11 protein-coding genes and 1 tRNA gene are annotated in these 12,408 nt (G+C 61.7%); 4 read left to right on the top strand and 8 right to left on the bottom strand.

Annotation, left to right across the window (positions count from 1 at the left end; all coding sequences use genetic code 11):
- Positions 1–12 precede the first annotated feature (12 nt).
- The 4 genes from clpX to AB7783_RS05945 all read right to left on the bottom strand — a co-directional run bounded on the left by clpX (position 13) and on the right by AB7783_RS05945 (position 4,277).
- A complete protein-coding gene (gene clpX / locus AB7783_RS05960; protein ID WP_089264575.1) occupies positions 13–1,287 on the bottom strand; it encodes an ATP-dependent Clp protease ATP-binding subunit ClpX in 1,275 nt (424 codons plus the stop codon).
- Between the two features lie 445 nt (positions 1,288–1,732).
- The gene (locus tag AB7783_RS05955; protein WP_089264576.1) at positions 1,733–2,368 is read right to left on the bottom strand and encodes an ATP-dependent Clp protease proteolytic subunit; all 636 of its coding nucleotides are present in this window, start codon (positions 2,366–2,368) and stop codon (positions 1,733–1,735) included.
- A 310-nt stretch (positions 2,369–2,678) separates the two neighbouring features.
- On the bottom strand, positions 2,679–4,031 hold the full coding sequence (tig, locus tag AB7783_RS05950; protein WP_093758783.1) for a trigger factor: 1,353 nt from the start codon (positions 4,029–4,031) through the stop codon (positions 2,679–2,681).
- A gap of 161 nt (positions 4,032–4,192) precedes the next feature.
- Positions 4,193–4,277, bottom strand: a tRNA-Leu gene (locus AB7783_RS05945).
- Positions 4,278–4,427: 150 nt separating this feature from the next.
- Between AB7783_RS05945 and AB7783_RS05940 the strand changes: the two genes are divergently transcribed.
- Positions 4,428–5,744 carry a multicopper oxidase family protein gene (locus AB7783_RS05940; protein WP_441277108.1) on the top strand — a complete coding sequence of 439 codons (1,317 nt, stop codon included), beginning with the start codon at positions 4,428–4,430 and terminating at the stop codon, positions 5,742–5,744.
- A 7-nt stretch (positions 5,745–5,751) separates the two neighbouring features.
- Here the strand turns inward: AB7783_RS05940 and AB7783_RS05935 are convergent, their stop codons facing one another.
- Positions 5,752–7,248, bottom strand: coding sequence for an NAD(P)H-hydrate dehydratase (locus AB7783_RS05935; RefSeq protein WP_441277107.1), 1,497 nt, complete (start codon positions 7,246–7,248; stop codon positions 5,752–5,754).
- Positions 7,249–7,690: 442 nt separating this feature from the next.
- On the opposite strand from AB7783_RS05935, the gene AB7783_RS05930 reads away from it, so the two are divergent.
- Together AB7783_RS05930 and glnA are read left to right on the top strand one after the other, a co-directional pair.
- A complete protein-coding gene (locus tag AB7783_RS05930; protein WP_068730910.1) occupies positions 7,691–8,029 on the top strand; it encodes a P-II family nitrogen regulator in 339 nt (112 codons plus the stop codon).
- A 188-nt stretch (positions 8,030–8,217) separates the two neighbouring features.
- Positions 8,218–9,627, top strand: a complete 1,410-nt coding sequence (glnA, locus tag AB7783_RS05925) for a type I glutamate--ammonia ligase (protein WP_068730911.1) — start codon at positions 8,218–8,220, stop codon at positions 9,625–9,627.
- A gap of 77 nt (positions 9,628–9,704) precedes the next feature.
- On the opposite strand, the gene AB7783_RS05920 is transcribed toward glnA, so the two are convergent.
- Positions 9,705–10,391 carry a hypothetical protein gene (locus AB7783_RS05920; protein WP_441277106.1) on the bottom strand — a complete coding sequence of 229 codons (687 nt, stop codon included), beginning with the start codon at positions 10,389–10,391 and terminating at the stop codon, positions 9,705–9,707.
- Between the two features lie 122 nt (positions 10,392–10,513).
- On the opposite strand from AB7783_RS05920, the gene AB7783_RS05915 reads away from it, so the two are divergent.
- The gene (locus tag AB7783_RS05915) at positions 10,514–11,653 is read left to right on the top strand and encodes an AI-2E family transporter (RefSeq protein WP_439071501.1); all 1,140 of its coding nucleotides are present in this window, start codon (positions 10,514–10,516) and stop codon (positions 11,651–11,653) included.
- Between the two features lie 140 nt (positions 11,654–11,793).
- Here AB7783_RS05915 and AB7783_RS05910 read toward each other — a convergent pair whose 3' ends face one another.
- Together AB7783_RS05910 and AB7783_RS05905 are read right to left on the bottom strand one after the other, a co-directional pair.
- The gene (locus AB7783_RS05910; protein ID WP_089264582.1) at positions 11,794–12,090 is read right to left on the bottom strand and encodes an antibiotic biosynthesis monooxygenase family protein; all 297 of its coding nucleotides are present in this window, start codon (positions 12,088–12,090) and stop codon (positions 11,794–11,796) included.
- Positions 12,091–12,168: 78 nt separating this feature from the next.
- Positions 12,169–12,405, bottom strand: coding sequence for a hypothetical protein (locus AB7783_RS05905; RefSeq protein ID WP_439071500.1), 237 nt, complete (start codon positions 12,403–12,405; stop codon positions 12,169–12,171).
- Positions 12,406–12,408: the final 3 nt, after the last annotated feature.

Here is a 12,408-nt window from a genome sequence, read left to right as displayed (position 1 = left end):
AAGCCGCGTGGATCAGGCGCTTGCGCTGCTCTCCGCGGTCCGGTCCGAACGGTCGGCATAGATGTAGAGCGGGCGAGCCGTCCCATCCACAACCTCCTTGGAGATGACGACTTCCTCGACACCTTCCAGACCGGGCAGATCGAACATGGTTTCGAGCAGAATGCTCTCCAGGATCGACCGCAGACCACGTGCACCGGTCTTGCGTTCGATAGCCCGGCGGGCCACCGCACCCAGCGCCTCGTCGGCGAAGGTCAGCTCGATGTTCTCCATCTCGAACAGGCGCTGGTACTGCTTGACCAGCGCGTTCTTCGGCTCGATCAGAATCTTCTTCAGCGAGGTCTCGTCGAGATCCTCGAGTGTCGCGACCACTGGCAGACGGCCGACGAATTCGGGGATCAGGCCGTACTTCAGCAGATCTTCCGGCTCGACATGGCGGAAGATTTCACCGGTGCGGCGATCTTCCGGCGCGAGAACCTGAGCGGCGAAGCCGATCGACGTGGTCCGTCCGCGCGACGAGATGATCTTCTCGAGGCCCGAGAACGCACCGCCGCAGATGAACAGGATGTTCGTCGTATCCACCTGCAGGAATTCCTGCTGCGGATGCTTGCGGCCGCCCTGCGGAGGCACGGAGGCAACGGTGCCTTCCATGATCTTCAACAGTGCCTGCTGCACGCCCTCACCCGACACGTCACGGGTGATCGACGGATTGTCCGACTTGCGCGAGATCTTGTCGATTTCGTCGATATAGACGATGCCGCGCTGCGCACGCTCGACATTGTAATCGGCCGCCTGCAGCAGCTTGAGGATGATGTTCTCGACATCCTCACCAACATAACCGGCTTCGGTCAGCGTCGTCGCATCGGCCATCGTGAACGGCACATCCAGAATGCGTGCAAGCGTCTGCGCGAGCAGCGTCTTGCCCGAACCGGTCGGACCGATCAGCAGGATATTCGACTTCGCGAGTTCGACGTCGTTGTGCTTGGTCTGGTGGTTGAGGCGCTTGTAGTGGTTATGCACCGCGACCGAGAGAACCTTCTTCGCATGGAACTGACCGATGACATAGTCATCGAGCACCTTGCAGATTTCCTTCGGCGTCGGAATGCCGTCGCGCGACTTGACCAGCGAAGACTTGTTCTCCTCGCGGATGATGTCCATGCAGAGTTCAACGCATTCGTCGCAGATGAAGACGGTAGGACCCGCGATCAGTTTGCGAACTTCGTGCTGGCTCTTGCCGCAGAACGAACAATACAGCGTGTTCTTGGAGTCGCTGGTACCGACCTTACTCATTCCTATCTCCGTCCGCCGTTCGATCTTTGTCTGCCGGTCGCCCAGTTACGGGACATATCCCGTAGATAGAGCAAAATCCGTACCAAAAAAGACCTCGTTCCAGAATGCCGCTCGAATCACGGCTCACTCGAATCCCCGCGATACTAACCGATCCGCATCAGCGAACCATGCTGACAGCCGATGATCAAGAATTCGCTAATCGGCTCCATCGCCTGGAGCGTGACAATAGCGTGATTTGCGGCATTTGCGCGGGAGAACCCCGAAAATTGGGGAACGTTGCGTGAATGACACCACCCGACCAGCACGAAAGCGGAACTCTCGCGTCTGCTGGCGTCGGCACATAGTACCAATTCGGGAATAACTTGATCGATATGGCTGGCTTGGGACAGGCGGCACGCGGGCGCCGTCTGTCTCTGTCTCGATATGTTCGCCGAAACGGCGTCGTTTAGGCCGGCTTCGCCGGGGTCGATTCTTCAGCGCGCTTGTCGATGACCTTGTCGATCAGCCCGAAATCCTTCGCCTGATCCGCCGTCATGAAGTTATCGCGCTCGAGCGCGTTGTGAATGTCCTCGTAAGCACGTCCCGTGTGCTTCACATAGATCTCGTTGAGCCGGCGCTTCAGGCTCTCGACTTCCTTGGCATGGATCAGGATGTCGGTGGCCTGGCCCTGGAAGCCGCCTGACGGCTGATGAACCATGATGCGGGCGTTCGGCAGCGCAAAGCGCATGTCCTTTGCGCCAGCCGTCAGCAACAGCGAACCCATCGACGCGGCCTGACCGACGCACAGCGTCGACACCGGCGGACGGATGAACTGCATCGTGTCGTAGATCGCCAGACCCGACGTCACCACGCCACCGGGCGAGTTGATGTACATCGAGATTTCCTTCTTCGGATTCTCAGCTTCGAGAAACAGAAGCTGGGCAACGGTCAGCGTCGACATGCCATCCTCGACCGGACCGGTCACGAAGATGATGCGCTCCTTCAGAAGGCGCGAAAAGATATCGTAAGCCCGTTCACCGCGGTTGGTCTGTTCGACCACCATCGGGACGAGGTTCATGTAGGTTTCTACCGGATCGCGCATTGATCACCCGAAAGGTTGGAGGAGACACACGTCCATCGGCAAGACTGGAACCGGTTACGGTTTGCCGGGAGAGGACGAACGTCCCGTGATGCAGGAACAATAAACAGAGCCCACAGATATGGACCAATCGAGCGGCAACAAGACCACCGATCCACATGCCGCCCTGAACCTCAGTTCAAGCCGATTCGGACGGCCACCGCAAAGCGCTGGAGCCCTTTTGGAACCTGTTTCGAGCGGTATCCTTAACGTCAAAACGCCGGCTGGAGGACCCGGCCGGCGTTTCTTTTAACGTCTTCTAAGAAGCTGCGGCTCAGGCCGCAGTCTTCTCGTCCTCGTCCTTGTAGAGGTCGTCCTTGGACACCTTCTTCTCGGTCACATTGGCCAGTTCGAGGATGAAGTCGACGACCTTGTCCTCGTAGATCGGTGCACGAAGCTGGGCCAGCGCGTTGGGATTGCTGCGGTAAAAGTCCCACACTTCCTTCTCGCGGCCCGGCATCGAGCGGGCGCGCTCGATCACGGCACGGCTGACCTCGTCATCGCTGACGGTGATCTTGTTCTTCTCGCCGATCTCCGAGAGCACGAGACCGAGGCGCACGCGGCGGTCGGCGATCTTGCGGTACTCTTCCTGAGCGGCTTCTTCGGTGGTGTCCTCGTCGGCGAAGGTCTTGCCCGACGATGCCATCTCCTGCTGGATCGAATTCCACATCAGCTTGAACTCTTCGTCGACCAGCGACGGAGGCGCATCGAATTTGTGGGTCTCGTCGAGACGGTCGAGCAGCAGGCGCTTGACGCGCTGGCGGGTCGCACCGGCGAATTCGGCAACCAGACGCTCGCGTGCAGCTTCCTTGAGCTTGTCGAGGGACTCGAGGCCGAGGGTCTTGGCGAACTCGTCGTCGATCACGGTGTCGACCGGCGATTCCACCTTGGCCGCAGTGGTCTCGAACTCGGCAGCCTTACCGGCCAGCGTCTCGCTCGCATAGTTGACCGGGAACGACACCTTGAGGGTGCGGGTCTCGCCGGCGGCGATGCCGATCAGCTGATCCTCGAAGCCCGGGATGAAGGTGTTGGAGCCGATCGCAACCGGGATCTCCTCGCCGGTGCCGCCCTCGAAGGCGACGCCGTCGATGGTGCCCTTGAAATTGACCGTAACGCGGTCGCCTGACTCGGCCTTGCCGGTCTTCTCGGTGAACGAACGGTTCTGGTCGGCGACGCGCTTGATCGCTTCATCGACGTCCGCATCGGTCACTTCGGCCACCGGCTTCTCGACGGTGAAGCTCTTGAAGTCGGCGAGCGCGATCGGCGGCACGACTTCGATGGCGACGGTGTAATTAAGGTCCGACTTGCCCGACAGGATGTCTTCGACTTCCTTCTGCTCGGTCGGCATCGTGATCTTCGGCTCGGAAGCGAGCTTGAAGCCACGCTCGGTGAAGATCTGCGTGTTGGTGTCGCGGATCAATTCATCGACGGTCTCGGCGGCAACCGAGCGACCATAGAGACGCTTCAGGTGACCGACGGGAACCTTGCCCGGGCGGAAGCCGTTGAGCTTGACTTTGCCCTTCATGTCATCGAGGCGCGCATCGACCTTGGCTTCGATGTCGGCAGCCGGCACGTTGACCGAGAACTCGCGCTTCAATCCCTCGGAGAGGGTTTCATTCACCTGCATGGCGTCAATCTTCTTCCCGCTTGGTCCGGCCCAATGGCCCGGACATTGTAAATCTGTGCGGCATCAGGCCAGAGCCTGCGCCGGTGGTGCGAACTGTCTCTGCAAGGCCAACCTTGCGGAAACACGTCCGAAAATCGTCATGGTCAAACGCTATGTGCGCTTGGTGCGGGCGGAGGGACTCGAACCCCCACAACTTTCGTCACTGGAACCTAAATCCAGCGCGTCTACCAATTCCGCCACGCCCGCGAAAAACATCATGTCCGGCCGCGATGTCGCGAGCGGCGGGCTTATAACATGGGGACCGTGGTTCGCAGCAAAAAAATGGTCACATAGCGGCTTACTTGCCGCAGCCCCGGCAACTGGACTTTGGCGCGGCAAAATGGTCGGGATTTGGGCATGACGAACCGCTTTCTCCCCCTTACGCGCCGGACCCTGCTTGCAGGCGCCGGGAGCGCGTTGATCGCCCCGATTCTGTCCCGGGTCAGCCTCGCGCAAGCCGTCGCCGCGCTGGAGCTACAGGCCAAGGCTGATCCCTTCCCGGTGAAGCCCGGCGCCTCCGCTGAGGCCTGGACCCTCCATTCGCCCCAGAAGGGTCCGCTGCGCTTCAACCGCGGCGACGAGATCACAGTTCAACTCGCCAATCAGCTGCCTATCTCTATCGTCTTGAACTGCCGAGGCATTAACGGCTCGTCCGGGATCGGGCCGCTGCTCGACCGCAAGCCGGTCGCGGCCGGGGCCAAGGACGCGTTCAAGCTTCAGATGCGCAGCGCCGGAACGTCGTATCTGGACATGCGCCTGCTCGGCGACGGTCAGGCGCTGCCGTCCCAGGTTCGCAGCCTGGTCGTCCAGGAGAGCGATCCGGTCGAGGTGGACCGCGACGAGGTGCTGCTGATCGAGGACTTCCGCCTCAGGCCGGACGGCAGTCTACTCGCCCCCGCCAGTGATCCGAAAGACGCCGCCGCGCTGTTCCTGATCAACCGGAAATCCACGCTGGAGCTGTCGGCCCGGGTCAACGAACGGCTCAGACTCCGTCTTATCAATGGCTGCCAACGCAATGTGGTTGCTCTGAAATTCGACGATCACGAGGTCCGTGTGATGGCCATCGACGGTCAGCCCTCGGAGCCATTCCCTGCCCGTAATAATCAGGTGGTGCTGGCGCCCGGAACGCGGGTTGACGTCTTCCTCGACGCCGTCAGGCCGGCGGGATCGACCTCGGCGATCCTGCTCCATGACGGCAAGACAGCCCGGCCGATCGGCCAGATCCAAATGTCCAACGATCCACCGCTACGGGCCACGCCCCTGCCGGCCGCCGCGCCGCTGCCCTCCAACGGTTTGCCAGCTCAGCTCGATCTCAAGGGCGCGCTGCGCGTCGATATGGCCCTGAGCGCCGTCAGTCCCGAATGGGTGAAGCCGGTCGATTTGTCCGCCAGCACACCGCCGGCATTCCGAACCAAGCCCGGCCGCACCGTGGTACTTGCGCTGACCAACCGGGCCACCACCCCGATGGTGTTCCAGATCCACGGCCATCACGTCCGCCTGCTCGACAGGCTCGATGACGGCTGGAAGCCGTTCTGGCTCGACACCCTGGCGCTGGACGTCGGCCAGACCCAGCGCATCGCCTTTGCCGCCAACAATGTCGGGCGCTGGCTAATGGAGGCCTTCGTCGCTGACTGGGCCGCCCCGCGGCAGGTCCGCTGGTACGGCGTCGACTGAGAGGTCGTCAGTACTGGATACCGAGCTGGTCGTAGAGCCGACGGAACACCGCCGGCAGCACCTCGGTCAGATCCTCGGCGATCAGCCCGGGGCCGGCCTCGCTGCCCGCCTCGCCATGCATCCAGACGCCGATACAGGCGGCCTCATAGGCCGGAACGCCTTGCGCCAGCAGCGCGCCGATGATGCCGGCCAGCACATCGCCGGAACCGGCAGTCGCCAGCCATGGCGGCGCGTTGGCAACGATGGCGGCTCGGCCATCAGGCGATGCCACGACCGTATCCGGTCCCTTCAACAGCACGATAGCGCCTGACTCCTGCGCCGCCAGACGAACCCGCTCCAGTTTAGATAACGCTGGATGTTCCCCGTCCAATTTACTGAATATGCGCGAAAATTCACCTTCGTGAGGCGTCAACACGACACCGGATTCCGGGCTGGCCTTGATTAGACCGAACAGCCGTTCGGGCGCCTCCGCGAAGCTGGTCAGCGCATCCGCGTCGAGCACCGTATGCCGCTTCGTGGCCAGGATGGCCTCCACGAACATGCGTGTCCGTTCGCCAACACCGGCCCCCGGCCCGATCACGCAGGCTGACACCTTGCCGCCGATCAGCGCGGCGAACTCCGCCGACGTATCCACCGGCCGCACCATCACCGCGGTCAGCGCGGCTGCATTGACCGCCAGCGCATCGCGCGGCGACGCTACCGTCACCAGCCCGGCCCCACCTCGCAAGGCGGCGCGGGCGGACAGCCGGGCAGCGCCCGTGGCGGCGATGTCGCCGGAGACAACCACGGCATGGCCGCGCGAGAATTTGTGGCTGTTGATTTTCGGCACCGGAAACGCGTCGGCCCACAGGTCCGGATTGTTCTCGAAGGTCTGCGGGCGGATTTCCGCCAGCACATCCTCGTCGATGCCGATGTCGATCACCCGCAGCCGGCCACAATGCACCCGGCCCGGCACCAGCAGATGGCCCGGCTTGGGCCTGAAGAACGTCACGGTCTCGGTCGCCCTGATAGCGCCGCCCATCACGGCTCCTGAATCGCCGTTGATACCGCTCGGCAGATCGACAGCCAGCACGGGCACGCCGGCCGCATTGATGGCGTCGATCATGATCAGCGGATCGCCCTTGACCGGACGATTGAGCCCGGCGCCGAACAACGCATCGATGATCAAAGCCGGCTGCCCGATCAGCGAGGGATCACAGGGCAGCACCTCACCCTTCCATCCCTTGGCAGCCAGCGCCGCATCGCCCTTCAGCGTTGCCCGGTCGCAGAGCAGGATCACCGAAACGTCACGCCCCTGCGCCGCGAGCTCGGCCGCCGCGACGAAGCCATCGCCGCCATTGTTGCCACGACCGGCAACGACCAGGATCACCCCCTCCTCGGCCAGTTCGCCCGCCACATCCGCGACCGCCCGTCCGGCGGCGCGCATGAGTTTGAAGCCTGGCGTGCCCGCCGCAATCGTGAGTTGATCGGCGCGCGCCATCTCGTCGGTCGTTAGAATATCCATTTCGCTTCTCACTACGCCTTTTTGGAAGGCACTCGCGTCACACGCGAACGCAGCAGAGTAAAATTGCACATCACACGATCACTTTGATCGCTATGTAGGCAAAAGTAATCGAATACTCTTGATGCGAACCTCGTCAGGTGCGATGTAATAACCTGATAATGCTTCAAAAATAGCCGAGGAGTGAACTTGGCACGGACCCTGCTTTTAGGGAAGCCAGCTTCGGGTCCGTCGCGCTCACCGGCAAATGTTGAAAGACACCTGTTTAAGAGACAGGGGTGGCCGACCGTCTACCGCATCGGGCGAGATTTCGTCTGTGCGGCGTGGCGGCAGCGTAATAACGCCCGAAATTGGGTATCGAACAGTGTGCGCAAAACGCGCAATGGTCAAAGCTACTTGAGGCAAATAACTTGCGGCCTGATTGGAAGTGCCGGGGAGACGTTCAGTGAAAAAGATCGAAGCCATCATCAAGCCCTTCAAGCTGGACGAGGTGAAAGAGGCTCTTCAGGAAGTCGGGTTGCAAGGCATTACCGTCACGGAAGCCAAGGGCTTCGGCCGTCAGAAGGGCCACGCCGAACTTTATCGCGGCGCTGAATACATCGTCGACTTTCTACCCAAGGTGAAGATCGAGATCGTGATTGGCGACGACCTCGTCGAAAAGGCGATCGATGCCATCCGTCGCGCCGCACAAACCGGCCGCATTGGTGACGGCAAGATCTTTGTGTCGAACATCGAGGAAGCCGTGCGCATCCGTACCGGCGAGTCTGGACTCGACGCGATCTGACGGACTGGACGCTCTCCAAGCCGGGTGCTATCCGACATTCAACGCTTCAAGGCGTCACCAAAAAGGCTGCTTCGGCAGCCTTCTGTTGTTGACGGTTTGTCTTGTTGAAAACATGCCGTTGTGACCTGATCGTCACGACAGATTGTTACGTCCCGGAAATCGGCCCGCAAATAAAGGTAGGGAGCCCCATGACGACCGCCAAAGAAGTCCTGCAGTCCATCAAGGACAATGACGTCAAATACGTCGACCTGCGTTTCACCGATCCCCGCGGCAAGTGGCAGCACGTGACCTTCGACGTCTCGATGGTCGATGAAGAGATGTTTGCCGAAGGCACCATGTTCGACGGTTCCTCGATCGCCGGCTGGAAGGCGATCAACGAGTCCGACATGATGCTGATGCTGGATCCGGCAACGGCGACGATCGATCCGTTCTTCGCAGAGACCACCATGGTCATCACCTGCGACATTCTCGAGCCCTCCACCGGCGAGCCCTATAACCGCGACCCGCGCGGCATCGCCAAGAAGGCCGAAGCCATGGTCAAGTCCATGGGCATCGGCGACACCGTGTTCGTCGGTCCGGAAGCCGAATTCTTCGTGTTCGACGACGTCCGCTTTTCGAGCGACCCCTACAACACCGGCTTCAAGCTCGACTCGTCCGAATTGCCGACCAACTCCGGCACCGAATATGAAGGCGGCAATCTCGGCCACCGCATCCGCACCAAGGGCGGTTACTTCCCCGTTCCGCCGCAGGACTCGGTGCAGGACATGCGCTCGGAAATGCTCGGCGCCATGGCGCGCATGGGCGTCAAGGTCGAGAAGCATCACCACGAAGTGGCGTCCGCCCAGCACGAACTCGGTATGAAGTTCGACACGCTGACCTACATGGCCGACCAGATGCAGATCTATAAGTATTGCATCCATCAGGTCGCGCACATCTACGGCAAGACCGCCACCTTCATGCCGAAGCCCGTCTTCGGCGACAACGGCTCGGGCATGCATGTGCACCAGTCGATCTGGAAGGACGGCAAGCCGACCTTCGCCGGCAACAAATATGCCGACCTCTCCGAAACCTGCCTCCACTACATCGGCGGCATCATCAAGCACGCCAAGGCTATCAACGCCTTCACCAATCCGTCGACCAACTCCTACAAGCGTCTGGTCCCCGGCTACGAAGCCCCGGTGCTGCTCGCCTACTCCGCGCGCAACCGTTCGGCCTCCTGCCGCATCCCCTACACCACCAACCCGAAGGCCAAGCGCGTCGAAGTCCGCTTCCCGGATCCGATGGCCAATCCGTATCTCGCTTTCGCCGCGATGCTGATGGCCGGTCTCGACGGCATCAAGAACAAGATCGATCCGGGTCCGGCCATGGACAAGGACCTCTACGATCTGCCGAAGGAAGAGCTGAAGTCGATCCCGACGGTGTGCGGTTCGCTCCGCGAAGCCCTCGAGAACCTCGACAAGGATCGCGGCTTCCTCAAGAACGGCGGCGTGTTCGATGACGACTTCATCGACTCCTATATCGAACTGAAGATGACCGAAGTGATGCGTTACGAAATGACGCCGCACCCGGTCGAATTCGACATGTACTACTCGCTGTAATTCCCTTCCGGGATTACATCGAAACGATCGAGGCGCTCCGGAAACGGGGCGCCTTTTTCGTTGCGCCTCTCCTGGCGCTATTTCCGGGCGAGAGCCATCGCCGGTTCAGGCGTGTTCGGGAAGCCTATCGCCGCAAGCGCCCTAGCTGCCTCCGCTTCGCTGGCCGCCCACGGCAGTCTCGTGGTGAGGCCGCGCGTAACGGGCTCGCCGAGACTCCCGCCGAAATCGAACGGCCACAGACCATTCGGCACCGCCTCCACCGTGACGCCGCGCAGACGCGTGCCAACACCGAGGGGCGACAGATCATCCGGCTGCAGTCGTCGCGCCGTCGATGCATCCCGGGGGTCTGTGAAACTGGCCAGCACCGGCATTAATTCGCCGGTGACCGGAACGGCGCCGGTCTGGCTGCTGACGTCGCGAAAGGCGATCTTGCGCCCGGCCGCCTGATAGGCGCGCATCGCCACGAAATTGGCGCCGTCGAAATCCGCGCTGCCCTTGTCGTCATGCAACATCAGCGCGGCAAGGTTCCTGCCGCCGCCGAGATCGAGCACCACCGCATCGCCCCGTGACGTTACCTTGCCGGCAGGTTGGTAGCCCCGATAGGGATGCACGGAGACGACATTCGAGGCCGACTTCACGCCATCTGGCGTCTCGACCTCCATGGTCAGCCGATATTTATGTGCGGGCCGGTTGATCCGGATCTGGTCCCCGATCACCAGGGCTGCGAGCAGTCCGAGCGGACCGATCCATTTCAGCATGTTCATTATTATTGGCCTCCCCCATCGGCCATGCACGATCGCGACGGAGACGTCAAAGCGGCGATATGTCTTGATCCCCGATGCAATTGACGGAACAGTGAAAGTCCAATCAATGCGAAGGATCCACCGTGCCCGCAGAAGCCAATGTCCAGACGCGTAGTGACCTTGCCTGGGCGATCACGGCGGGCGGCATCGCTACGGTGTCCTTCGCGATCCTCATAGGCTTCGCCTGGTACTTCTCGGGAACGCTATTCCTGATCTTCGCAGGCATCCTGCTCGGCGTGGCGCTCAATGCGCTGACGGAATTATCCGGGCGCTTCATGGGCGGCCCGCATCCAATGCGGCTCGTCATGATCTGCATTGTGCTCGCCGCGATGCTGGTGGGCGTGATGTATCTGGGCGGGTCGACCATCGCCAATCAGGCCAAGACGCTGTCCGGCACCCTCAAGTCACAGGTCGTCAACGTAAAGACCTATCTTGAGCAGCACGGCGTCGACACCAGCTATTTCGATTTCAACAGCATCACGTCGGATACGCCCGCCGAGCCCGGCACGTCGCCCGCCACCTCAACGCCGAAGTCGGGTAGTGGCCTGCCGAGCGCCGGCACCATCGCATCATCAGGCGGCGCCATTGTCAGCCAGACACTGAAGATCCTGCTCGGCACCGTCGGCGCGGTCGGCAACTTCTTCATCGTGCTGTTTCTGGGCCTGTCCTTTGCCGCACAGCCCAGCGTCTATCGCAAAGGGCTGTTGCATCTCACGCCGGCGAAGCATCGCGCGCCGATGACGGTCATCGTCGATCGCATCAGCGACACGCTGCAGCGCTGGCTGATCGCGCAGATGCTCACCATGGTGGTGGTCGGCGCCATTACCTGGATCGGGCTGAAGCTGATCGGGATTCCCAGCGCCTTCATTCTCGGCGTTCAGGCCGGCCTGCTCGCCTTCATTCCCACCGTTGGCGCCCTGCTCGGCGGGTTGATCGTCGTGCTCGCCAGCCTCGCCTCGGGCTGGGTCGCCGCCGCGTCAGCCTTCGCGCTGTTCATGGGCGTGCATGCGTTGGAGAGCTACATCCTGACCCCGATCCTGCAGCGGCAGGCGCTGGACATTCCGCCCGCCACGCTGTTCGCGTTCCAGATCCTGCTCGGCGTGGTGTTCGGCGTCTGGGGCCTCGCACTGGCGCTGCCGGTGCTGGCGATCGTCAAGGTCGTCATCGACTTCATGCGCGAAGAGGACGAAGCCTCTGCGCAGGATAAGGCGATGGCGGCGTAACCTGATCCCTCATCCTGAGGAGCGCGCCGAAGGCGCGCGTCTCGAAGGATGGCCACAGGCTTCGAGCCAAGTCAGCTCATGGTTCGAGACGGCGCTGAAGAAGCGCCTCCTCACCATGAGGGACTGAGTTTGGGTTACCCCTACGTGGCCAGCACAGTCTCGGTGTGCTCGACATAAGGCGGCGTTTCGAAATACGGGCCGACCAGCGCGCGCCATTCGGCGAAATCGGGCGAACCACGGAAATCGACGGTGTGGTTTTCGAGGGTTTCCCACTTGGCGACGAGACGGTAGCGCGAGGGCATCTCGACCGACTTGTGCAGCTCAAAACCCTTGCCACCCTTGGCGCGGAGGAACAGCGGCTTCGCCTTGGCGACGGCCGCCTCGAAATCCTTCTCGGTGCCCGGCTTGACGTCGATCTGTGCGATTTCAGTGATCATGGTTTCCCGACCCTTTGTTTTGCGGTCGGTGTCTTTACCGCAAAGTCGGGGTTCGGTGAAGGCGGCGCGGAAACGCGATCAGGCGAACAGCAGAACCGTGCCGACGACCATGACGCAGCAGCCGATGAAAGCGATGACCGGCAGTTTGCCTTGCTGCGCGCCGTAGCGCCCCTGCGCACGACGTTCGGTAATCAACGCGGTCTCGTATTCGTCGGAGCTCGAGAACATGCAGGCAAAGCCGGCACGGGCCGAAGCGGCAGCCGCTTCAAGCGACATCAAAGCAGTATTGGAGGTCGAGTCAGGCGAGGTCATCATGCG

The organism is Tardiphaga sp. 172_B4_N1_3, assembly GCF_052076035.1.
Lineage (GTDB): Bacteria > Pseudomonadota > Alphaproteobacteria > Rhizobiales > Xanthobacteraceae > Tardiphaga > Tardiphaga robiniae.
This window is presented reverse-complemented; position numbering and strand designations above follow the sequence as displayed.